The following is a 22,458-nucleotide window of genomic DNA, read 5'->3' on the forward strand; positions in this document are numbered from 1 at the left end:
TCCCGTTGTCGCTCAAACGCCCTGGAACATGCGAGCGCGCGCATTCAATATGTGCCTCTTCATAGCGTCGTGGGCCTCGGCTTCGTTTCGCGCAAAGATCGCCGCCACGATGACGGCGTGTTCGTCCTGGACGCTGCGTATCTGTTCGGGTGTCCGTTTGAGGCTCAAGCTTCGCGTCACGGAATGTCCGATTGCGAAATGCGGCCTGAACCATTCGCGTACCGTGATGTGGAACTGGTTCCCCGTCGCCATGGCAATCGCATCGTGAAGCGCCTGATCCTCCTCGGCGCCAAGCTTGCCGTCTCTCAAGCATTGTTCAATCGCAGAAAGGGTAGCCGTTATCCTTTCCTTGTCGGCGGGTTGCCAGTTGCGTGCGGCAAGTTCGGCAGCCTCGGCCTCCAGGCCGGCACGGAACTCAAAAAAGCGCTGCACGTCGGCAAGCGAGCCGACCGGAACCATTTTCAGCATGGACGAGTCCGGCCGCTGCCGCACATAGGAGCCGGACCCCTTGCGCGACACGACCAGCCCGTCGACCCTTAGACGCTCGAGCGCTTCACGCACGACCGGCCTCGATGCGCCAAACATGACGGCAAGCTTCGATTCGGGCGGCAGCCGTTCATTCACCGGAAAGTTACCGTCCGCGATCATCCCCACGATCTTCTCGTAGATGATGTCGCTGAAACGTGTTGCGCCCCTGTTGGGGTCGGCAACGGCCGACAGTTTCATCATCGTCCTTCTTCTTTCTGCCGCCAGGCAGCAAATTCCGCAAAGGCCCCATCACCGGGAGCGTCAGGGTCGAATATGCTCCGGCGCGACCGTCTTTTGCGGCGACTGCAACCATTTTCCATGTCGAAGGGCTACTAAATCTGTCATTATCTGTCAACTCTTGTAATTATTTGAGAACATGTCTATGGTCGGCTCATGGCGCCGAGAAGGGCGTCTTGCGCCGAGTGGGAGCTCGTCGCGCCGGTTCACACCAGAGTCGTTCCGGCACAAAAAGGGGAGGAACTTCAATGCGCGATGAACTATTGTCTCGCGGCGTGACCAGGCGCGCCGTGCTCGGAGGTATGGCCGGTGTGGCAGCTCTGTCGATTGCCGGACGCGTCGTTGCGGCAGGCGGCGAGGCGCCCGCATGGGCGCAGCTTGCCCGGGACGGAAAGCTGCCGCCGCTTGCCGAACGGCTGCCAAAGAAGCCGATGATCGTGACACCTTTCGAAAAGGCCGGAACCTATGGCGGAACGCTCCGCCGCGGCCTCAGAGGTTCATCCGACCATAACGGCATTCTGCGCATGGTCGGCAACCAAAGCCTCGTGCGCTGGAACCTGGAATTCACGCAAGTTGTGCCCAACCTCGCTGAACGCTGGGAGATCAACGACGACGCCTCGCAATTCACCTTTTACCTGATCGAAGGGGTGCGCTGGTCCGATGGACATGCTTTTACCGCCGACGACATCGTCTTCGCCATTGAGGATTGCGTCAAGAACAGCGAGCTCTACAGCTCGACACCTGCGCAGCTGTCTGTTGCCGGCAAAGCCGTCAAGGTCGAGAAGATCGATGATTTTACGGTGAAGTTCACCTTTGCTGCGGCAAACGCACTCTATCTGGAAAACCTGGCAACACCGCTTGGCCAGCATCCGACACTCTTTCCGAAGCACTACTGCAGCCAGTTCCTTCCGAAGTACAATCCCAATATCGCCGAGGAAGTGAAAAAAGCAGGAGTGGGCAGTTGGACCGATCTCTTCCGCGCGCGTTGCGGCGATATCGAGATCCCGTCGCGATGGGGCAACCCCGACAAGCCGACTCTCGATCCATGGGTTGTGAAGGAGCCTTATAGCGGTGGCGCGACGCGCGTCGTCATGACCCGGAACCCCTATTTCTGGCAGGTCGACACTCAGGGCAACCAGCTTCCCTATATCGACGAGATCAATTTCAGCATCTCGCAGGATGTAGAGTCGCTGATGCTGAATGTCATCTCGGGAAAGATCGACATCCAGGAGCGCCATATCAGCGTTCTTTCAAACAAGCCGACACTCTCCCAAAACATGGAAAAAGGCGGCTATCGCCTGCTGTCGCTGGTGCCTTCCGCCTCCCAGCAGTGCCAGATCTACTTCAACATGACCCACAAGGATCCGGCCCTGCGCAAGATGTTTGCCGACAAGTCGTTCAGACAGGCGCTTTCGCTTGCGATCAACCGGCAGGAATTGATCGACATCGTCTATTTCGGCCAAAGCGAATCCTACCAGGCCGGCCCCCGCCCGGAACATCCTTGGTACCACGAAAGGCTCGCGCGTCAGTTTTGCGAGTATGATCCTGATAGGGCCGGCGCGATGCTGGATGAGGCCGGTTACAAGATGAATGGGAGCGGGTTGCGCCTGCGGCCAGACGGTCAGAAGGTGTTTTTCACAGTCGACGTCATTCCGACGCTCTATCCCGATCTCGTTGACGCCCTGGAACTGGTCAAGGCGCATTGGGCACAGATCGGCATCGAGATGAAGGTCAACACGATCGAGCGTGCCCTCTATTACACACGCGGCGACGACAACGCGCATGATGCGGCAGTCTGGCCAGGTCCTGGAGGTCTCGATCCGATGCTTGACCCGCGCGACTTCTTCGCCTTCCACCCGCAGGGCTCGCGCTACGCCATTCCCTGGTCGCTTTGGTATACGTCAAACGGCGCTCGCGGCGAAGAACCGCCGGAAAGTCAGAAGAAACGCATGAAGCTTTTTGACGACGCCCGTTCCACCGCCGATCTTTCCAGGCGTGGCGCAATCATGACGCAGATCTTCGACATTGCCGCTGACGAATTCGAGACAGTGGGTCTTTGCCTTGCCGTCGGCGGTTTCGGGATCATCCGCAACAATCTTCACAACGTTCCAGAAAAGCAGCCCGACAGCTGGTCCTGGCCGAATCCAGGCCCTGCACTGCCCCAGCAATTTAGCTTCACGAGCTGATTTTGCCGCTCCAGCGCCGTCCCTTTGCGCGACGGCGCTCCTTTCAAGCGCGCTGCCCGCAGCTCGGGCGCGGTGTTTAATGCAAGAGACGTCTCATGCTGATCTTCATCGCTAAACGCCTTTTATGGATGGTGCCATCCCTTTTCGCCGTCAGCTTCCTTGCCTTCGTGCTTATCCAGCTGCCGCCGGGAGATTACGTCACGACTTATATTGCAACGCTTGCGGCATCCAACGAAGTCATCGATCAGAACACCGCGGCGCAATTGCGTGAGCGCTTCGGACTCGATGAGCCGATGCTCGTGCAGTACTTTAAATGGATATGGGGCATCCTTTCCCGCGGCGACTTCGGCATTTCCTTTGAATGGCAGCAACCGGTCTCCGGCCTCATTTGGGAGCGCATGGCGCTGACGCTGGTGCTCGCTCTTTCGACACTCATCGCCACCTGGGCAATCGCATTGCCGATCGGCGTCTTTTCTGCGGTTCGCAAATATTCGATCGGCGACTATTTCTTCACCGCCTTCACCTTCCTCGGCCTGGCTATTCCATCGTTCCTGCTGGCGCTGGTGCTCATGTATATCGCGGCCGTCGAGTTCGGCCAGGATGTCGGAGGCCTCTTTTCATCCGAGTTCGAAACCGCGCCCTGGAGCATCGCCAAGGTCCTCGACCTTCTTTCACATATATGGCTTCCCGTCATCATTCTGGCCGTGTCTTCTACCGCGAGCCTGATCCGCGTGATGCGCGCGAACATGCTCGATGAACTGCCGAAGCCTTACGTCACCACGGCACGGGCAAAAGGTCTTTCCGAGTTCAGGCTGCTCGTGAAATACCCCTTAAGAATTGCGCTCAATCCGTTCATCTCGACGATCGCCTGGCTCCTTCCAAACCTGATTTCCGGCTCCGTCGTCGTGGCAATCGTCCTCAATCTGCCGACGGCAGCGCCCTTGTTGCTGCAGGCGCTGATGGCACAGGACATGTACCTGGCTGGCGCCTTCGTACTGCTGATCTGCGCGCTCACTCTGATCGGCTCGTTGATCAGCGACATCTTGCTTGCGCTGGTCGATCCGCGCATCCGCTTGGAATAGGGGGAGGCCTCATGGCCGACATTGCAGTCACAAATCTCGCGCCGGATCGCGCCGCTGTCGCCTCGCAATGGCAGCTCATCTGGTGGGCTTTCCGTCGGCACCGGCTTGCCATGATATCCCTCGTCGTCACCTTCTTGATGTACGCCGTAGCCGTCATTCCGGGGTTCTTCACCATCAACGATCCGAACCTGCAGAACGCTCGGGCGACTTTTCATCCACCGCAGAGATTGCACCTCGTCGATACCGGCGACGGGATCTCCATTGGCCTGCACTACTACCCGCTGAAGCTTACCCGTGATCCGCAAACGCTTGCGGCGATCTACAAGGAGGACAGGACGAAGCGGATCGACGTGCAATTCTTCGGGCGCGGGTATGAATATTCCGTGCTCGGCCTCTTCAGCACCGACATCCATCTGCTCGCGTCATCCGAGAAGACCTCGCCCCTTCTTCTGTTCGGAGCCGACAGGCTTGGGCGCGACGTCTTCAGCCGGACGGTTCAAGGGTCTCAGATTTCGCTGTCGATCGGTCTTGTCGGCGTCTTCTTCTCGCTGATGCTTGGCGTCGTCCTCGGCGGCATTTCCGGATATTACGGCGGCCGCATCGATTTCTTCATGCAGCGGCTGATCGATTTCGTACTCTCCTTGCCGACGATCCCGATCTGGCTTGCGATGGCGGCGGCCCTGCCCCAGGGTTGGCCAGCAACGCTTCAGTACATGATGATTACCATCATTCTGTCGCTGACCGGCTGGGCGCAGCTTGCCCGTGTCGTGCGCGGCCGTTTTTTGTCCTTGCGCACCGAGGAATTTGTAGCCGCCGCAAGACTCGATGGTGTTCGCGAAAGGCGCATCATCTTTCGTCACATGCTGCCGAGTTTCGCAAGCCACGTCATAGCGTCGATCACGCTTGCCGTGCCGGCGATGATCCTTGCGGAAACCTCCCTGTCCTTCCTGGGCCTTGGCCTGCAGCCGCCGACCATTTCCTGGGGTGTCCTTTTGCGCGAGGCTCAAAACATACGCTCAATCGCTACGGCGCCGTGGCTGTTCATGCCAGGGGTTGCCGTCGTCGTCGCCGTCATGGCGCTCAACCTTCTCGGCGACGGCCTGCGTGATGCAGCCGACCCCTATAACAAGTGAGACCGGCATGACTGACGTGGTTCCCATCGCCGGCAGCAGACCGCCGCTCCTGCAGGTGAACAACCTGACCGTCGACTTTGCCTTGCGCAACGGCGTCTTTCGCGCAGTTGACAGTCTTTCCTTTTCGATCGATCCGGGAAAAACCCTCTGCGTCGTCGGCGAGAGCGGCTCGGGCAAGTCGGTGACGGCGCGCTCCATTCTGCAGATTGTAGACGCGCCTGGCCGCATCGCCGCAGGCTCCATCGTCCTGAACGGCAAAGACGGCCGCCCCATTGACCTCGTCAGCCTCAGCCCGCGCGGGCGTCAAATCCGCGCCATACGTGGCCGCGATATCGCAATGATCTTCCAGGAACCAATGTCGTCACTCTCCCCGGTGCACACGGTGGGCGACCAGATCATCGAAGCCCTCCGCCTTCACACCAGGATGAGCAAGACGCAAGCACGCCGCGAAGCGATATCCCTCCTGCAGCAGGTGGAAATTCCCTTCCCGGAAAAAGCGGTCGATCGCTATACCTTCCAATATTCTGGTGGCATGCGCCAGCGCGCCATGATCGCAATGGCACTTGCATGCAAACCTCAACTGCTCATCGCCGACGAGCCAACCACGGCTCTGGACGTGACCACGCAAGCCGAAATCCTCGACCTGATTGCCCGGCTGCAGAAGGCCTATGGGATGGCGGTGCTCTTCATAACGCACGACATGGGCGTGGTGGCGCAAATCGCCGACGACGTGCTTGTCATGCACAACGGCGTTGCCAAGGAATATGCGCCGGTCGAGCAGATCTTTCATGCGCCGAAAGACAGCTACACCCGAATGCTGATCAGCTCCGTACTGAAGCTTGAGGCCAAGGCCGAAATCAGGCTGGCGCGAACGCCGCTCGACACGACGGCAGCGCCTATCCTCGAACTGCGCAACGTCTCCGTGGATTTCGGAGAGGTCAAAGCGCTCGACGATATTTCCATTTCGCTCCTGCCACGCGAGACGCTGGGTATCGTCGGCGAAAGCGGCTCAGGAAAGACGACGATGGGCCGCTCGATCATGCGCCTCATCGATCCGACGGCAGGCGAGATCGTCTATCGCCGTGCCGATGGTGGCACGATCGATCTGGCGACCGCGAAGGGACCGACGCTTGCCACGGCCCGACGCGAACTGCGCATGGTGTTTCAGGATCCTTTCGGCTCGCTCAATCCCCGCATGACTGTCTCTCAAATCATCGGCGAGCCACTGCTTGTCAACGGCGTCGCGAGCGGGCGGGTGCTCGACGAGCGCGTCTGCCACCTGATGGAACAAGTCGGTCTCGATCCTGCGAGCCGTGAACGCTATCCTCATGCCTTTTCGGGAGGCCAGCGTCAGCGCATCGGAATTGCCCGCGCCATCACGCTCAACCCGCGGGTCATCGTTGCAGACGAAGCGACTTCGGCGCTCGACGTATCCGTCCGCTCCCAGGTGCTCGACCTTTTGATGCGCCTGCAGGATGAACTCGGCCTTGCCTACATCTTCATCAGCCACGACATCGGCGTCATTCGCTACATGTGCGACCGCGTCGGCGTGATGTACAAGGGCCGGCTTGTCGAGGTCGGGGATGCGGACAAGGTTTGCAAAGCGCCCGAGCACGCCTACACCCAAGCCCTCATCTCCGCCATTCCGCGCCCCGACCCGCGCGATCGCGATCGCTCGCGGCGTTTTCGCTACGTCGAACCAGGCAACTTGAAGAACGGGAGTTCTGTGCGATGAAGATCACCGGAATTAGAACCTTTCTCATGCATGCGGGCCAACCTTTTTCCTCGAAATGGGCCTTGGAGGCGCTCTCGCGAGACGACGCGCCCAAACTGCTGCCGGGCACCAGAAACTGGCTGTTCTTGAAGCTCGATACCGACGAAGGCATCACCGGCATCGGTGAATGCTCAGGCTGGCCGCGGGTCATCGAGACGGCGATACACGATCTCGCACCATTGCTTATCGGCGAGGACCCCGCCAATATCGAACGGCTCTGGCAGAAGATCCATATCGCCATGATGAGCCACGGCATACTGGGAACAGTTGGCGCCGGCGCCATGACTGGCATCGACATGGCGCTTTGGGACATCAAGGGAAAAACCCTCGGCGTGCCGGTCTGGATGTTGCTCGGCGGCAAGGTGCGCGACCGGATCCCGATCTACACCCATGCAAACTCCCCCGAGCGGGCGCTTTCAGCCAAGGAGCGCGGCATCAAGGCGATCAAGTGTGGCGGGGTAGCCGATCCGGTCCGCAAGGTCGCTGCTTTGCGCGAGGCCGTCGGCAACGATATCGACATTGCGATCGATCTGCACGGACCGCCCTGGCTGACGCCTGCCGATGCCTGCCGGCTGGTGCGTGCATTGGAGCCTTACGAACTCTTCTGGGTCGAAGATCCGATTGCCCCTGACAACACCGATGGCTATCGGCGTATTCGCGATGCGGCGCACGTGCCTTTGGCGGCCGGCGAGCGTTCGGCGACCATCTTCGGCGAACGAGAACTTATCGAGGAAGAACTGGTCGACGTGATCCAGCCGGATACCGGCCGGGCCGGCGGCATTACGCAGATGAAGAAGATTGCGGCGATGGCCGAGGCGCATCATATCCAGGTGGCACCACATTCCGGCTCGCTTGGCCCGGTCGCCGAATATGCGGCCCTGCACGTGCTTGCTGCGATCCCCAACGCCCTCATCCTCGAGCGCATCGATGACGACTGGGACGGCCGCCGGCAGACGATCGTGCCTCATCCCGAGCAGGTCGACGGATTGGTTGCAGTTCCTGATGCGCCAGGGCTCGGCTGCGACATCGATGAGACTTTCGTGGCTCGCTTCCCAAGTGGCGGCAACGTCTCGATACCCGTGCCGGAGGACGCCGGCTCGTACAATCCCGGAACCTACAACGAGCATCTCTATGTGCAGACGCGACTGTCGCGCCGCGCCTATTTCAATCGGTAGAAGGACATCAAGATGAAGATCGACCGCATGCGGGTTTTCATGACCCGCGACAAGGACCGTCCCCGCGTCATCGTCGCACTCGACACGGATGACGGCCTGACAGGATGGGGCGAATGCTATAACCATGGTCCGGACAAGGCGCTTCCGCCGCTCTTGGATTATCTCTACGCCTTCCTGTCCGGCCAGGATCCGACACGTGTCGACTATCTCGTCAATCTGCTCATCCAGCAGAGCCGATTTCCGCCTGGCGCATTGGGGCTGGCAGCAATCTCCGCCCTCGATCACTGCCTGTGGGACCTTGCGGCCAAAGCCGCAAACGTCCCCGTCTACAAGCTTCTGGGTGGCGAAGTGCGCGATCGCATCAAGGTCTATGCGGGCGTCTATACAGCACCGGATGCGCCGGCGGCCCGCGACGAGTTCGACCGACTGAACGCTGAATGGGGTTTTACCGCTTTCAAGCTCAGCCCGTGGCGCATCGACATGCACACCCATCGCTGGGGCAACGTCGTCAAAGCCTCGGCGGATTATTTTCGCACATTGCGCGAGACCGTGCGCGACGACTATGAAATCGCGTTTGACGCGCATGCCAAGATCTTCGAGCCGATTGCAGCCCGCCAGCTCGGCAATGCGCTTGCACCATATGATCCGCTGTTTTACGAGGAACCGCTTCGTCCGGAAAACATCGAAGCCTGGGGCGACCTCAAGCAGGGGCTCAACTGTGTGCTCGCTACCGGGGAATCGCTCTACAATCGAAACGAGTTCCTGCGTCTGCTGCAGGTGAAGGGCGCCGATCTGATACAACCCGACATCTGCGTGGTCGGCGGCATCAGCGAAATGCGGCGGATTGCGTTTCTCGCCGAGGCATTCTTCGTCGGCGTGGCACCCCACAATCCGATGGGCCCGCTGGCAACTGCGGTCAACGTTCACTTTTCGGCAGCCGCCCAGAACTTCCGCATTCTCGAGTACCGATTGCCGACGGGCCAGGCCTATGTCTATGGCGGCAACGACATAGAGAAGCGGCAGGGGCAGACGCGATATGTCCTCGATCCCTATCTGCCGAAGGACGGCTATCTAGAGCTTCGGCCCGATCGGCCCGGCTGGGGCGTGGAGATGGACGAAGAGGCAATGACTGAGGAAGGCTACGTTCATTGGCAACGGCGCGTCCCGAAACGGCCAGACGGCTCCTATGCCTTTGCTTGAGAGCGAGACGCGCTCCAAGAGCAGCCCGCTGACCGGCGCATCCGGCGGTCAACGGGTTGCCACATCATTTTTCACCATAGTCATTGTAAAATGCTGGTTTTGTTCGTGCTGAACCCCTCATCCGGGATGCGGTAGCAGGCAAGGGCCAGCCCAAGGCACTTATGAGATTTTTATATTGGCGTCCTTCACCCCGTCTCGAACCTTTATGCGGTTCGGCCACATATTGAAGGCCGAGAGATCGACAAGATCATCTTCGCGCCAGAAAGCATGAAAGGTGTCCGTCTTTTTTAAGAACGGTGCCTCTCGTCCTGTCTGACTCCAAAGAACAACAACAGGAGCCAAGATCAATGATGGACATCATCCTGCTCGGCATCGTGGTGGCATTCTTCGCACTGTGCTCTGCTTATACCAGCGCCTGCGACCGGCTCTGAACGGAAAAACACATCATGACGCTCGATCATATCCTAGGCGGTGCGGTGACGGTGTTTCTGACCGTTTACCTCACCTATGCCCTCATTCGCCCCGAGCGCTTCTGACTAGGAAGCACCGGGTACTGAAAGTTACCTCCCATGACCCTCAACGGATGGCTTCAGATCCTGCTTTACTGCGGGATTGTCCTCGTGCTCGTCAAACCGCTCGGCGGCTACATGACGCGTGTCTTCAACGGTGAGCGCACGTTCCTCTCGCCGGTCCTCGTTCCGATCGAACGGGGGCTCTATGGCATTGCCGGCACCAGCGATCGCGAGGAACAGCATTGGACCTCCTATGCTTTTTCAATGCTGCTTTTCAATTTCCTGGGCGTACTCATGCTTTATGGATTGATGCGCTTGCAGGCCGGTCTGCCCTATAACCCCGCCGGCATGGCCTCCGTGCCGCCGGACCTGTCGTTCAACACCGCCGTCAGCTTCGTCACCAATACGAACTGGCAGAATTACAGCGGCGAAGGCACAATGTCCTACCTTACGCAGATGGCAGGGTTGACGGTTCAGAACTTCGTGTCGGCGTCAACCGGCATCGCCATCGCCGTCGGTTTGATCCGCGCCTTTGCGCGCGCCTCCGGCAAGGCAATCGGCAATTTCTGGGTCGATATGATCCGCGGCACGCTCTACGTGCTTCTGCCGCTCTGCATTGTACTGACGCTGATCTATGTTTACCTCGGCGTGCCGCAGACGCTCGGCCCTTACGTCGAAGCGACGACCCTTGAGGGCGCCAAACAGACGATCGCTGTTGGCCCCGTCGCCTCGCAGCTCGCAATCAAGATGCTCGGCACCAATGGCGGCGGTTTTTTCAATGCCAATTCCGCCCATCCCTTTGAAAATCCCGATGCCATCTCAAACCTCGTCCAGATGCTGTCGATCTTTGCGATCGGCGCAGCCTTGACCAACGTCTTCGGTCGCATGGTCGGCAACCAGCGTCAGGGCTGGGCGATCCTTGCCACCATGGGCATCCTGTTCGTCGTCGGCGTTGGCATCACCTACTGGGCAGAGGCCGCCGGCAACCCGCTGATGCACGCCTTCGGCCTCAATGGCGGCAATATGGAAGGCAAAGAAGTCCGCTTCGGCATTTCGCTCTCCTCGCTCTTTGCGGTCATCACGACTGCCGCTTCCTGCGGCGCGGTCAATACCATGCATGGCAGCTTTACGGCACTCGGCGGGCTGGTCCCTCTCGTCAACATGCAGCTCGGCGAGATCATCGTAGGCGGTGTCGGCGCTGGCTTCTACGGCATCCTGCTCTTCATCATCGTTGCCGTTTTCGTGGCAGGCCTTATGGTCGGCCGCACACCGGAATATCTCGGCAAGAAGATCGAAGCCAAGGAAATGAAGATGGCTGTCCTTGCCATTCTCTGCCTGCCTTTGGCGATGCTCGTCTTCACCGCGATTGCCACGGTGCTACCATCCGCCGTTGCCTCAGTCGGCACGACGGGTCCGCACGGCTTTTCGGAAATCCTCTATGCCTACACGTCGGCAGCAGCAAACAACGGTTCGGCTTTCGGTGGCCTGACGGGCAATACCCCCTGGTACAACATCACGCTCGGTATCGGCATGCTGATGGGCCGCTTCCTAGTCATCATTCCGGCGCTGGCAATCGCAGGTTCGCTGGTCACCAAGAAGACGGTTCCGGCCTCCGCAGGCACCTTCCCGACCGATGGCTTGCTCTTCGTCGGGCTTCTGACGGGCACGATCCTGATCGTCGGTGGCCTCACCTTCTTTCCGGCGCTGGCCCTCGGCCCGGTCGTCGAGCACCTGATGATGATCACCGGCCAGGCCTTCTGAGGTGATGTCATGATCCTTCATCACAGGCTCCGACGTTCTTCAATTCACGTCCCGGTTTGCCGGGACGTGAAAGCGAGCGGATGACGCGCGCCTCCAACATCATCCTCGTCATCCTCGCCGCCGTTCCAATTCTTCACGGCTGACCGCCCCAACGGTCACCTTACTCTTTCAAGCTGGAGTCTCTTATGAGCCAGGCAAAGTCAGCGAGCATCGTGGATTCTCGCATCTTCATTCCGGCCGTGGGCGCCGCTTTCAAGAAGCTTAACCCGCGCACCCTTGCCAAGAACCCCGTCATGTTTGTCGTGGCCACGGTTTCCGCCCTCACAACGATCCTCTTTATCCGCGATCTTGTAGGCAGCGGCTCAGACCTGGGCTTCTCATTCCAGATCAATCTCTGGCTCTGGTTCACGGTGCTCTTTGCGAACTTCGCGGAGGCTGTCGCCGAGGGCCGCGGCAAGGCGCAGGCCGACTCACTCCGCAAGGCCCGCACGGAGACGCAGGCCAAGCTGCTTACCGACAACAACGGCAGCGGCTATCGCCTGGTGCCCGGTACGAGCCTCAAGGTCGGCGATCTCGTCCTCGTCGAGGCCGGCGACATCATCCCGTCCGACGGCGAAGTCGTCGAAGGTGTAGCCTCGGTCAACGAAGCCGCCATCACGGGCGAGTCTGCCCCGGTCATCCGCGAATCCGGCGGCGACCGCTCGGCTGTTACCGGTGGCACGCAGGTGCTTTCCGACTGGATCCGTGTTCGCATCACGGCGGCTGCCGGATCGACCTTCCTTGATCGCATGATCTCGCTTGTCGAAGGTGCGCAACGCCAGAAGACACCGAACGAGATCGCGCTCAATATCCTGCTCGCGGGCATGACGCTGATCTTCGTTCTTGCCACCGCGACGATCCCGAGCTTTGCGATCTATGCCGGCGGCTCGATCCCGGTCATCATCCTCGTTGCACTCTTCGTGACATTGATCCCGACGACGATCGGCGCCCTGCTCTCGGCGATCGGAATTGCCGGCATGGACCGCCTCGTCCGCTTCAACGTGCTGGCCATGTCCGGCCGCGCCGTCGAAGCCGCCGGCGATGTGGACACGCTTTTGCTCGACAAGACCGGCACGATCACCCTCGGCAACCGTCAGGCGACCGCATTCCATCCAGTCGGCGGCGTTTCCGAAGAGGAGCTTGCCGATGCAGCCCAGCTCGCTTCGCTTGCCGACGAAACGCCCGAAGGTCGCTCGATCGTCGTGCTCGCCAAGGAAAAGTACGCAATCCGCGGCCGGGAGATGGCGAACCTGAAGGCAAATTTCGTGCCCTTCACTGCCCAGACCCGCATGAGCGGCGTCGACCTCGAGGCCTCGTCAATACGCAAGGGCGCAGTCGACGCAGTGCTTTCCTATGTCGGCTCAAGCTCTGCGTCCATCTCGGGCACGGCTTCGGTCGCCATTCGAAACAAAAGCGACGTGGTGAGGGAGCTGCAGGCAATTGCCGACCAGATTGCCAAGGCCGGCGGCACGCCGCTCGCCGTCGCCCGCAACGGCCGTCTGCTTGGCGTCATCCAGCTCAAGGATATTGTCAAGGGCGGCATCCGCGAACGCTTCGCCGAATTGCGTCGCATGGGTATCCGCACAGTGATGATCACCGGCGACAATCCGATGACCGCTGCTGCAATCGCCGCAGAAGCCGGCGTTGACGATTTTCTGGCACAGGCAACGCCGGAGAACAAGCTGACACTGATCCGCCAGGAGCAGGCGAAAGGCAAGCTCGTCGCCATGTGCGGCGATGGCACCAACGACGCACCAGCCCTTGCCCAGGCCGATGTCGGTGTTGCGATGAATACCGGCACGGTCGCCGCCCGTGAGGCAGGCAATATGGTCGACCTCGACAGCGATCCGACGAAGCTCATCGAGATCGTCGAAATCGGCAAGCAGCTGTTGATGACCCGCGGCGCGCTGACGACCTTTTCGATCGCCAACGATATCGCCAAGTACTTCGCCATCATCCCGGCGATGTTCTTGACCTTCTATCCGCAGCTTTCCGCACTGAACGTCATGGGTCTGTCGTCGCCGCAAAGCGCTATCCTGTCGGCAATCATCTTCAATGCGCTGATCATCATTGCGTTGATCCCCTTGTCGCTCAAAGGCGTGCGCTACCGTCCGATTGGTGCCGGCGCGCTGCTTTCGCGCAACCTTTTGATCTATGGACTTGGCGGTATCGTCGTCCCCTTCGTCGGCATCAAGGCGATCGACATGCTGATCTCTGCTGCCCACCTCGCCTAAGGAGTACGAGCAATGTTGAAACAACTTCGTCCGGCAATCGTCATGATCCTTGCCACCACGGCCATCACCGGCCTGCTTTACCCACTCGCCATGACAGGCGCTGCGCAAGCACTCTTTTCGGCGCAGGCAAACGGCAGCCTGGTCGAGAAAGACGGCCAGATTATCGGATCGGCGCTGATCGGCCAGGCCTTTACCACAGACAAATATTTCCACGGCCGTCCTTCGGCGGCAGGCGACGGCTACAATGCGGCAAGCTCCAGCGGTTCGAACCTTGGCCCTACCAGCCGAAAGCTGATCGACCGCGTGAAGGCCGACTACGAAGCGGCCAAGGCCATCAACCCTGGTGCAGAGGTCCCGATCGATCTCGTGACCGCCTCCGGAAGCGGGCTTGACCCGGATATCTCGCCGGAAGCGGCTTACTTCCAGGTGCCGCGCGTCGCCAAGGCTCGCGACATGGACGAGGCCGCGGTGAAAGCCCTGGTAGACAGCGTCCTTCGCAATCGTGAACTCGGCATCCTTGGCGAACCCACCGTCAATGTGCTGGCATTGAACCTGTCCCTTGATGCTTCTATGACTGAGTAAAGGCTGAGGGCCCCGGCACTCACTTGAGCGGGCCGGGCCTGGCTTTGAGGAAAGACGACACACATGCCGGACGACAGAAGCGACCGGGCCCCAAGGCCCTCGCCGGACGCGCTTCTCGAGAAGGCGCGGGCCGAAACGCGCGGACGGCTGAAGATATTTCTCGGCGCCGCCCCTGGCGTCGGCAAGACTTATGAAATGCTGGTTTCCGGACGGGCAAAGCTTGCAGACGGCATCGACGTCGTTGTTGGGGTCGTCGAGACTCACGGCCGCAAGGAAACGCAGGCGCTGCTCGACGGCTTCAGTATCGTTCCGCGGGCGAAGGTCCAGTATAAGGGCCACACCCTGGAGGAGATGGATCTCGACGCCATCCTCGCCCGCAATCCGGATCTCGTCCTCGTCGATGAGCTCGCCCATACGAACGCAGAAGGCAGCCGCCACCCGAAACGTTATCTCGATGTCAAGGAGCTGCTGGACCGCGGCATCGATGTCTATACGACGTTGAATATCCAGCACGTCGAGAGCTTGAACGACGTCGTGTCGCAGATCACCCGTATCCGCGTTCGCGAGACCGTACCCGACTCGGTGATCGACATGGCTGACGATGTCGAGATCATCGATCTGACGCCCGACGACCTGATCAAACGCCTGCACGACGGCAAGGTCTATGTGCCGAAAACGGCCGAGCGCGCGCTGAGCAACTATTTCACGCCAGGAAATCTGACGGCGCTTCGCGAACTCGCATTGCGCAAGACCGCACAGCGCGTCGACGACCAACTCGTCAGCCATATGCAGGCGCATGCCATCTCCGGTCCCTGGGCAGCCGGCGAGCGTGTGCTCGTTTCGATCGATCACCATCGGCGATCAGCCTCGCTGGTGCGTTATGCTACGCGCATGGCTTCGCGGCTGCGCGCGCCGTGGTCAGCGGTCTATATCGAAACCAATCAGTCGATCAGTTTGACAGAAGAACAGCGCGATACGATCGCTGCCACGCTAAGGCTCGCCGAGCGGTTAGGCGGCGAGGCTCTCACGCTTCCCGGCCGAGGGGTCGCCGAGGAATTGCTTCGCCACGCAGGCGCCAACAACGTAACACATATTGTCGTCGGGTCCCCAGAGAAGGCGACATGGCGCCAATGGTTTCAGCACTCGCCGGTCGACGAGCTGATCCGGGGCGCCGGTGATATCAGCGTTCACGTCATCTCCGGCAACGAGAAGGACGGCAATGAAGGTCGCGGCGTCAAGCCGGCACCCGCATTGCCGGCCTTCAACATCAGGGCCTATCTACTTGCAACGATCTACGTTGCGGCAGCACTCGCCTTCAGCACGGTGCTCGATCAGGTTCTGGATGTACGCAACCTTGCTCTTGTCTTCCTGATGGCCGTGCTCACCTCCGCCGTACTCCACGGCTTGCGACCGGCGCTCTACAGCTGCATTTTGGGCGCACTTGCCTTCAACTTCTTCTTCCTGCCGCCGCGTTTCACCCTGACGATCAGCGACCCCGAAAGCGTGGTCGCCTTCTTCTTCTTCATCGGCGTTGCCGTGATTGCGAGCAATCTCACAGCGACTGTTCAGCGCCAGGCAGCGGCCGCTCGCCAGCGTGCGCGCACCACCGAGGACCTTTATCTTTTTTCCCGCAAGCTCGCGAGCACCGGCACGCTCGACGATGTACTGTGGGCAACGGCCTTTCAGATCGCCTCGATGCTCAAGGTGCGGGTCGTCCTGCTCCTGCCCGAAGCCGATACGATCGCAGTCAAGGCTGGATACCCGCCCGACGATACGCTGGACGATGCCGACATCGCCGCAGCACGCTGGGCCTGGGAACACAACCACGCCGCCGGGCGCGGCGCCGATACGCTCCCCGGCGCCAAGCGCCTTTATGTGCCGCTTAGAACCGGGCGCACAGCCGTCGGCGTCATCGGTCTCGATAGCGATCGCCGCGACGGCCCGCTCTTTACACCCGAACAGCAGCGGCTCCTGGATGCGCTTGCCGATCAGGCAGCACTGGCCATCGAGCGCATACAGCTTGTGGCCGATGTCGATCGCGCCAAGCTTGCCGCCGAAGCCGATCGCCTGCGCTCTGCCTTGCTGACATCGATCTCGCACGATCTGAAGACCCCGCTCGCAGCAATTCTCGGCGCCGCCGGCACGCTGCGCAACTATTTCGGTTCCATGCCGATGGAGGACCGAAACGACCTTCTGGCGACGGTCGTCGATGAATCCGAACGGCTGAACCGGTTCATCGCCAACCTGCTCGACATGACGAAAATCGAATCCGGAGCCATGGAGGCGAACTATGGTCTGCACTATCCCGGCGACATTGCCGGCAGCGCACTGAGGCGGGCCGCCAAGATCCTTGAGCGTCATAAGCCTGAGATGATCATGTCGGCTGACCTGCCGATGGTGCGCGTCGATCCGGTGCTGTTCGAACAGGCGCTCTTCAACCTGCTCGACAATGCAGCTAAATATGCACCCGAAGGTTCGGCGATCCGCATCGAGGGATGGTCCGACGCCGGAGAGGTCGTCATTCAGGTCGCCGACGAGGGCCCCGGCATTCCACCCGCTGACCTGACGCGCATCTTCGACACCTTCTACCGCTTCCGCAAGGGCGATCAGGTGCGCGCCGGAACGGGCCTTGGCCTTTCCATCTGCCGCGGTTTCATAGAAGCGATGGGCGGCACGATCTTCGCCGGAAACCGCAAGGACCGCTCCGGTGCCATCTTTACCATCCGCATGCCAAAACCCAATGACATTCCAAAACTGGACGAACTCAAATGACCGGTTCAGCCGTGAAAATTCTGGTCGTCGACGACGAACCGCCGATCCGTAAACTTCTTCGTGTCGGGCTCAGCGCACAGGGCTACGAGGTTCAAGAGGCGCCGAATGCCGCCAGCGCCCACCAGGCGGTAAAGGATCGTGAGCCGGATCTCATCGTTCTGGACCTCGGCCTTCCCGACAAGCCTGGCCATGATCTGCTGCGCGAATGGCGCGAGGACGGTCTTTCGATGCCCGTCGTCATTCTTTCCAGCCGCACCGACGAAGCGGGCATTGTCAAGGCGCTTGAAACCGGTGCCGACGACTACGTGACGAAACCCTTCGGCATCAATGAGCTCGGGGCCCGCATTCGCGTGGCGCTCCGCCATCGGCTGCAACAGCAGGGAGAAAAGGCAATCTTCCAGACGGGCGGTCTTTCCATCGATCTCGTCAAGCGGATCGTCAAGCGGGACGACAAGGAGATCAAGCTGTCTCCGAAGGAATACGATATCCTGCGCGTCCTTGCCCAGCATGCTGGCAAGGTGCTGACGCATCAGTTCCTCCTGAAACAGGTCTGGGGGCCGGCTGCCGACGTTCAGTATCTGCGCGTCTACGTCCGCCAGTTGCGGCAAAAGGTGGAGCAGATTCCGGACCAGCCGCAATACATCACCACCGAGACCGGCGTCGGCTATCGGCTCAGGGAGCCGGATTGAGTTCCGGCATCTTACCAGCCGATACGCAAAGACATGAAGCTCGCAGACATCAACCGGCCGGAGCACCTTCATCGGCGTTTCCGTGACGACGAAGCGGCGCGCGCTGCAAAACCTCGCCGAAAAAGCCGGCAATGCGTTTGACATTGGGGATTAGACGATCCTCCAGGTGCTGGAAGCCGTGAACCCTTTGCTCAAAAGGCATCGTCAATGGCATTGCCGAACCACATGCCGGCGATTGCCGGCATGACGAGCCCGCGCGGCCTTCCGGTCGCTTCGCCCAGTAGCTGGAGGAGGCGATCGAAGATCTGCCGACCGAAATCGGCTTATTGCTGCATTTTGGTGAAAGCAACCCTGGTAAGTGTCTCAGCGTGCCTGCCGCCATGGCGCGACCCCTGCAATCGGAAGGCGTCCTTCAGTCGATGCATGAGGCGATAAACGCGTTGCGTTCTATCCGCGTTTCATGGGAGATTCACGGGCGAGCGCGGCTTGAGCGCCGCGCTTGTGTTTGTTGAGCCTGGCTTGAAAGCGTGTTGCAGGCGGGGCGGGCTGAGGTCGGCACGTCCGTTTCAATTTTGCTGGTGGAATGGGATGGGTTTCTAAAAGCACACGAGGAACCGGAAGAACTTTCGTTTTCGTTATACGACCAAGTTGATAGAGTTTACTCAGAACGAAGGAGATCCCCCATGCCGTCAATACGGATGACCCGATTCCTCGCGGCCGCTGTCTTCGCAAGCAGCGTCGCAATCGGCGCCACTGCCCCGGTTTTCGCCGATCAGACGCTTCTTAACGTGTCTTACGATCCAACGCGTGAATTGTATAAGGATTTCAACGCTGCCTTTGCCGCGAAGTGGGAGAAGGACACCGGCGAGACGGTCACGATCCAGACGTCCCATGGCGGTTCAGGCGCCCAGGCGCGTTCCGTCATCGACGGTCTTGACGCCGACGTCGTGACCCTCGCACTCGAAGGCGACATCGATGCGATCGCCAGCAAGACCGGCAAGATCCCAGCCGACTGGAAATCCAGATTCCCGAATAATTCGGCGCCCTACACATCCACCATCGTTTTTCTGGTTCGCAAGGGCAATCCGAAGGGTATCAAGGACTGGGGCGACCTGACCAAGGATGACGTTCAGGTTATCACGCCGAACCCGAAGACTTCGGGCGGCGCGCGCTGGAATTTCCTCGCCGCCTGGGCATGGGCAAAGCAGGCAAACGGCGGTGACGAAACCAAAGCGCAGGATTTCGTAACGAAGCTCCTGCAGCACGTTCCCGTTCTCGATACCGGAGCTCGCGGCGCAACGACGACCTTTGTCCAGCGTGGCCTGGGCGATGTTCTGCTTGCCTGGGAAAACGAAGCCTACCTCTCCTTGGAGGAGCTCGGGCCGGACCAGTTCGAAATCGTTACTCCGACCTTGTCCATCCGCGCCGATCCACCGATTGCGGTGGTCGACGGCAATGTCGATCAGAAGGGCACGCGCAAGCTTGCCGAAGCCTATCTCAACTATCTTTACTCCGACGAAGGCCAAAAGATCGCTGCAAAGCACTTCTACCGCCCGAGCAGGCCGGAGGTCGCCGACAAGGCAGACATCGACCGCTTCCAGAAGCTGAAGCTCGCCACCATCGACGACTTCGGCGGCTGGAAGGCAGCACAGCCGAAATTCTTCGGTGATGGCGGCGTATTTGACCAAATCTACAAGCCGGCCCAATAATACCTCGCATGAAAGCACATAGCCCCACGCGGTGGCGGTTCAAACGGCCGAGCGTCATTCCAGGCTTTGGAATGGCGCTCGGCCTTACCTTGACCTGGCTCACCCTTTTGATCCTCATCCCCCTGTCAGGTCTCGCCTGGCGTTCGAGCGAACTCGGCTGGGACAAGTTCTCGCAAATTGCGTTCGATCCGCGAACGCTGAGCGCACTTCGCATCAGCTTCGGCGCCGCCTTTGTCGCGGCCTGTGTCAACGCCGTTTTCGGTGTCGTCCTTGCGTGGGTGTTGGTGCGGTACCGTTTTGCCGGCAAGCGGATAATCGATGCTATGGTCGATCTGCCTTTTGCGCTGCCGACCGCAGTTGCCGGTATCGCTCTGACGACGCTCTACGCGCCGAACGGCTGGATAGGCCAGTTCCTGACGCCGCTTGGCATCAGGATAGCCTTTACACCGGTCGGCATCGTCGTTGCCCTCGTCTTTGTCGGCCTGCCTTTCGTCGTACGCACCGTGCAGCCGGTGATGGAAGAGATCGACAAGGAGGTGGAGGAAGCTGCCGCAACGCTTGGTGCCAATCGTTTCCAGACGATCTTCCGTGTCCTTCTTCCAGCACTCGCGCCTGCCGTGTTGACAGGCTTTGCATTGGCCTTTGCACGCGGGGTCGGCGAATATGGCTCGGTCATCTTCATCGCCGGCAACTTGCCGTTCAAGTCAGAGATTGCGCCGCTTTTGATCGTCATCAAGCTGGAAGAATACAACTACGCGGCCGCGACAGGCATTGCGGCAGTCATGCTGATCATCTCTTTCATCATGCTGCTCGTGATCAATCTCATCCAGAGCTGGAGCAGGCGGAGGTACGGTAATGGCATCTGACACAACCGGTCGCTCAACCAAGGTCCGCTCCGTCGTCACCGAAACAAGGCTCGCCCGCTGGACGCTTATCGTCCTGTCGCTGGTCTTCCTGCTCCTTATCCTGCTGCTGCCGCTTGCGGCCGTCTTCGTCGAGGCCTTCCGCAAGGGCGGGAGTGCTTTTTTCGAGGCGCTGCAGGACGCCGAGACTTTCTCGGCGATAAGACTGACGCTCATCGTTGCCGGTATCAGCGTGCCGTTGAACCTATTTTTCGGGGTCGCAGCCGCATGGGCGATCGCCAAGTTCGAATTCAAGGGCAAGGCCATCCTGACGACCCTGATTGACCTTCCTTTCTCCGTCTCTCCGGTTATTTCCGGCCTCGTCTTCGTGCTGCTTTTCGGTGCAAATACCTATCTCGGAAAATGGCTCGACGCGCACGACATCAAGATTCTCTTCGCAGCCCCCGGACTGATCCTCGCCACAATGTTCGTTACCTTTCCCTTCGTGGCGCGCGAACTGATCCCATTGATGCAGGAACAGGGAACGGCGGATGAAGAAGCGGCCCTGTCACTGGGTGCCAGCGGCTGGCAGACCTTCTGGCATGTGACGCTGCCCAACATCAAATGGGGCCTGCTTTATGGCGTGCTTCTGTGCAACGCCCGTGCCATGGGAGAGTTCGGCGCCGTTTCAGTCGTCTCCGGACACATCCGCGGCCAGACGAACACCATGCCGTTGCAGGTGGAAATCCTTTACAACGAGTATAATTTCACCGGCGCTTTTGCCGTTGCAACATTGCTTGCCTTGCTTGCGCTTGTGACTCTTGTTTTGAAGACGCTGCTCGAAATGCGATACAGCGAAGAAATCGCTGCCAGCCGGCGGCACTGAAGGAAATAGAATGGAAGTACGCGTTCAAAACTTGCGCAAGGAATTCGATCGCTTCCCGGCGCTCCATGACATCTCGCTCGATATCCGTTCAGGAGAGCTGATCGCGCTGCTCGGCCCGTCCGGCTCCGGCAAGACGACGCTCCTGCGCTTGATTGCCGGCCTCGAAAGCCCGACCGAAGGTCGGATCTACTTTGGTGATGAAGATGCCTCGAAAAAGACCGTGCAGCAGCGCAATATCGGCTTCGTGTTTCAGCACTATGCTCTTTTCCGCTACATGACGGTGCTCGACAATATCGCCTTCGGGCTCAAGGTGCGCGATGCAACGCGCCGCCCCACAAAGTCCGAAATTCGCAGCCGTTCACTGGAACTGCTCGATCTCGTGCAGCTTTCGGGCCTGGAAAAGCGCTATCCGGCCCAGCTCTCGGGCGGTCAGCGACAGCGCGTCGCGCTCGCACGCGCTCTTGCGGTAGAGCCGAACGTACTGCTTCTCGACGAGCCTTTTGGCGCGCTCGACGCTCAAGTGCGCAAGGACCTGCGCAAATGGCTTCGTGAGATCCATGACCGCACCGGTCACACCACGGTTTTCGTCACGCATGACCAGGACGAGGCGATGGAACTTGCCGACCGCGTCGTCGTCATGAGCCAGGGCGCGATCGAACAGGTCGGCACACCGGACCAGGTCTACGACAATCCGAATTCGCCCTTCGTCTTCGGTTTCGTGGGCCAGTCGAATTGTCTGGATGTGCGCGTTGCCGACGGCGAACTTTGGTTCGAAGACCGTCCCCTTGGCTTGAAGGCGGGCAATGAGGAGGACGGCAGCGCGCAGCTCTATTTCCGCCCGCACGACATCGAACTGCGCGACGGCTGCGGTGGCTGCATCGCCGGCCTTCTCGTCTCCAGCCGCCGCGTTGCCGGTACGCGCCACATCGAGGTCGACATCGGCAAGGATCATCCGTCGATCGAGCTCGAATTGCCGCCCGAGCAAGCTGACAGCCTTGACCGCAATCGCATCGCCTTCCGCCCCAAACGCTGGAAGCTGTTCAGGAACGCCTGACGACCCTTGCCGTCCAAATAGGTGAATGGCGCAACCGAAAGTTCAAGCCTATTGCCAGCGCCT

18 protein-coding genes are annotated in these 22,458 nt (G+C 60.0%); 16 read left to right on the forward strand and 2 right to left on the reverse strand.

Annotation, left to right across the window (positions count from 1 at the left end):
- Nucleotides 1-12 precede the first annotated feature (12 nt).
- The gene (locus EV130_RS05065; RefSeq protein WP_074065687.1) at nt 13-726 is read right to left on the reverse strand and encodes a FadR/GntR family transcriptional regulator; all 714 of its coding nucleotides are present in this window, start codon (nt 724-726) and stop codon (nt 13-15) included.
- Between the two features lie 287 nt (nt 727-1,013).
- On the opposite strand from EV130_RS05065, the gene EV130_RS05070 reads away from it, so the two are divergent.
- The 12 genes from EV130_RS05070 (at nt 1,014) to EV130_RS05125 (ending at nt 17,904) form a co-directional block, all read left to right on the forward strand.
- A complete protein-coding gene (locus EV130_RS05070) occupies nt 1,014-2,951 on the forward strand; it encodes an ABC transporter substrate-binding protein (protein ID WP_074064810.1) in 1,938 nt (645 codons plus the stop codon).
- 95 nt (nt 2,952-3,046) lie between these two features.
- Nucleotides 3,047-4,033 (forward strand): ABC transporter permease, encoded by a 987-nt coding sequence (locus tag EV130_RS05075; RefSeq protein WP_074064811.1) that lies wholly within the window; start codon nt 3,047-3,049, stop codon nt 4,031-4,033.
- 11 nt (nt 4,034-4,044) lie between these two features.
- Nucleotides 4,045-5,166 carry an ABC transporter permease gene (locus EV130_RS05080; RefSeq protein WP_132554148.1) on the forward strand — a complete coding sequence of 374 codons (1,122 nt, stop codon included), beginning with the start codon at nt 4,045-4,047 and terminating at the stop codon, nt 5,164-5,166.
- A 7-nt stretch (nt 5,167-5,173) separates the two neighbouring features.
- On the forward strand, nt 5,174-6,901 hold the full coding sequence (locus EV130_RS05085) for an ABC transporter ATP-binding protein (protein ID WP_132554150.1): 1,728 nt from the start codon (nt 5,174-5,176) through the stop codon (nt 6,899-6,901).
- Complete coding sequence (locus EV130_RS05090) at nt 6,898-8,115, forward strand: mandelate racemase/muconate lactonizing enzyme family protein (protein WP_132659498.1); 1,218 nt, start codon at nt 6,898-6,900, stop codon at nt 8,113-8,115. Before EV130_RS05085 ends, EV130_RS05090 begins: the two co-directional genes overlap by 4 nt.
- 12 nt (nt 8,116-8,127) lie before the next feature.
- Nucleotides 8,128-9,315: a galactarate dehydratase gene (locus EV130_RS05095; protein WP_074064815.1), complete on the forward strand. Its 1,188-nt coding sequence runs from the start codon at nt 8,128-8,130 to the stop codon at nt 9,313-9,315.
- Nucleotides 9,316-9,761: 446 nt separating this feature from the next.
- Nucleotides 9,762-9,851 (forward strand): K(+)-transporting ATPase subunit F, encoded by a 90-nt coding sequence (locus EV130_RS05100; RefSeq protein WP_074064817.1) that lies wholly within the window; start codon nt 9,762-9,764, stop codon nt 9,849-9,851.
- Between the two features lie 33 nt (nt 9,852-9,884).
- Nucleotides 9,885-11,588: a potassium-transporting ATPase subunit KdpA gene (gene kdpA, locus EV130_RS05105; RefSeq protein WP_132659500.1), complete on the forward strand. Its 1,704-nt coding sequence runs from the start codon at nt 9,885-9,887 to the stop codon at nt 11,586-11,588.
- A 185-nt stretch (nt 11,589-11,773) separates the two neighbouring features.
- Nucleotides 11,774-13,861 carry a potassium-transporting ATPase subunit KdpB gene (gene kdpB, locus EV130_RS05110; RefSeq protein WP_074064819.1) on the forward strand — a complete coding sequence of 696 codons (2,088 nt, stop codon included), beginning with the start codon at nt 11,774-11,776 and terminating at the stop codon, nt 13,859-13,861.
- A 12-nt stretch (nt 13,862-13,873) separates the two neighbouring features.
- On the forward strand, nt 13,874-14,443 hold the full coding sequence (gene kdpC / locus EV130_RS05115) for a potassium-transporting ATPase subunit KdpC (RefSeq protein ID WP_074064820.1): 570 nt from the start codon (nt 13,874-13,876) through the stop codon (nt 14,441-14,443).
- 63 nt (nt 14,444-14,506) lie between these two features.
- Nucleotides 14,507-17,215 carry a sensor histidine kinase gene (locus tag EV130_RS05120; RefSeq protein WP_132659502.1) on the forward strand — a complete coding sequence of 903 codons (2,709 nt, stop codon included), beginning with the start codon at nt 14,507-14,509 and terminating at the stop codon, nt 17,213-17,215.
- On the forward strand, nt 17,212-17,904 hold the full coding sequence (locus EV130_RS05125) for a response regulator transcription factor (RefSeq protein ID WP_074064822.1): 693 nt from the start codon (nt 17,212-17,214) through the stop codon (nt 17,902-17,904). Before EV130_RS05120 ends, EV130_RS05125 begins: the two co-directional genes overlap by 4 nt.
- A 49-nt stretch (nt 17,905-17,953) precedes the next feature.
- Here EV130_RS05125 and EV130_RS32875 read toward each other — a convergent pair whose 3' ends face one another.
- Nucleotides 17,954-18,286 carry a hypothetical protein gene (locus EV130_RS32875; RefSeq protein ID WP_155774559.1) on the reverse strand — a complete coding sequence of 111 codons (333 nt, stop codon included), beginning with the start codon at nt 18,284-18,286 and terminating at the stop codon, nt 17,954-17,956.
- Nucleotides 18,287-18,587: 301 nt separating this feature from the next.
- On the opposite strand from EV130_RS32875, the gene EV130_RS05135 reads away from it, so the two are divergent.
- Genes EV130_RS05135 through EV130_RS05150 form a run of 4 tightly spaced genes read left to right on the forward strand, consistent with a single transcriptional unit; the run spans nt 18,588 to nt 22,395 of the window.
- Entirely contained in the window at nt 18,588-19,613 is a 1,026-nt protein-coding gene (locus EV130_RS05135) for a sulfate ABC transporter substrate-binding protein (RefSeq protein ID WP_074064823.1), read from the forward strand.
- Between the two features lie 8 nt (nt 19,614-19,621).
- Nucleotides 19,622-20,479, forward strand: a complete 858-nt coding sequence (gene cysT / locus EV130_RS05140; RefSeq protein WP_074064824.1) for a sulfate ABC transporter permease subunit CysT — start codon at nt 19,622-19,624, stop codon at nt 20,477-20,479.
- Complete coding sequence (gene cysW / locus EV130_RS05145) at nt 20,469-21,341, forward strand: sulfate ABC transporter permease subunit CysW (RefSeq protein WP_074064825.1); 873 nt, start codon at nt 20,469-20,471, stop codon at nt 21,339-21,341. Before cysT ends, cysW begins: the two co-directional genes overlap by 11 nt.
- Before the next feature lie 10 nt (nt 21,342-21,351).
- The gene (locus EV130_RS05150; RefSeq protein WP_074064826.1) at nt 21,352-22,395 is read left to right on the forward strand and encodes a sulfate/molybdate ABC transporter ATP-binding protein; all 1,044 of its coding nucleotides are present in this window, start codon (nt 21,352-21,354) and stop codon (nt 22,393-22,395) included.
- The last annotated feature ends 63 nt before the right edge of the window (nt 22,396-22,458 follow it).

Origin of the sequence: Rhizobium azibense, assembly GCF_004342325.1 — a bacterium.
Lineage (GTDB): Bacteria > Pseudomonadota > Alphaproteobacteria > Rhizobiales > Rhizobiaceae > Rhizobium > Rhizobium etli_B.

Coding starts and splice junctions, on each gene's coding strand:
- EV130_RS05065 (WP_074065687.1), bottom strand. CDS start 726: ATGAAACTGTCGGCCGTTGCCGACCCCAACAGGGGCGCAACACGTTTC.
- EV130_RS05070 (WP_074064810.1), top strand. CDS start 1,014: ATGCGCGATGAACTATTGTCTCGCGGCGTGACCAGGCGCGCCGTGCTC.
- EV130_RS05075 (WP_074064811.1), top strand. CDS start 3,047: ATGCTGATCTTCATCGCTAAACGCCTTTTATGGATGGTGCCATCCCTT.
- EV130_RS05080 (WP_132554148.1), top strand. CDS start 4,045: ATGGCCGACATTGCAGTCACAAATCTCGCGCCGGATCGCGCCGCTGTC.
- EV130_RS05085 (WP_132554150.1), top strand. CDS start 5,174: ATGACTGACGTGGTTCCCATCGCCGGCAGCAGACCGCCGCTCCTGCAG.
- EV130_RS05090 (WP_132659498.1), top strand. CDS start 6,898: ATGAAGATCACCGGAATTAGAACCTTTCTCATGCATGCGGGCCAACCT.
- EV130_RS05095 (WP_074064815.1), top strand. CDS start 8,128: ATGAAGATCGACCGCATGCGGGTTTTCATGACCCGCGACAAGGACCGT.
- EV130_RS05100 (WP_074064817.1), top strand. CDS start 9,762: ATGACGCTCGATCATATCCTAGGCGGTGCGGTGACGGTGTTTCTGACC.
- kdpA (WP_132659500.1), top strand. CDS start 9,885: ATGACCCTCAACGGATGGCTTCAGATCCTGCTTTACTGCGGGATTGTC.
- kdpB (WP_074064819.1), top strand. CDS start 11,774: ATGAGCCAGGCAAAGTCAGCGAGCATCGTGGATTCTCGCATCTTCATT.
- kdpC (WP_074064820.1), top strand. CDS start 13,874: ATGTTGAAACAACTTCGTCCGGCAATCGTCATGATCCTTGCCACCACG.
- EV130_RS05120 (WP_132659502.1), top strand. CDS start 14,507: ATGCCGGACGACAGAAGCGACCGGGCCCCAAGGCCCTCGCCGGACGCG.
- EV130_RS05125 (WP_074064822.1), top strand. CDS start 17,212: ATGACCGGTTCAGCCGTGAAAATTCTGGTCGTCGACGACGAACCGCCG.
- EV130_RS32875 (WP_155774559.1), bottom strand. CDS start 18,286: ATGGCGGCAGGCACGCTGAGACACTTACCAGGGTTGCTTTCACCAAAA.
- EV130_RS05135 (WP_074064823.1), top strand. CDS start 18,588: ATGCCGTCAATACGGATGACCCGATTCCTCGCGGCCGCTGTCTTCGCA.
- cysT (WP_074064824.1), top strand. CDS start 19,622: ATGAAAGCACATAGCCCCACGCGGTGGCGGTTCAAACGGCCGAGCGTC.
- cysW (WP_074064825.1), top strand. CDS start 20,469: ATGGCATCTGACACAACCGGTCGCTCAACCAAGGTCCGCTCCGTCGTC.
- EV130_RS05150 (WP_074064826.1), top strand. CDS start 21,352: ATGGAAGTACGCGTTCAAAACTTGCGCAAGGAATTCGATCGCTTCCCG.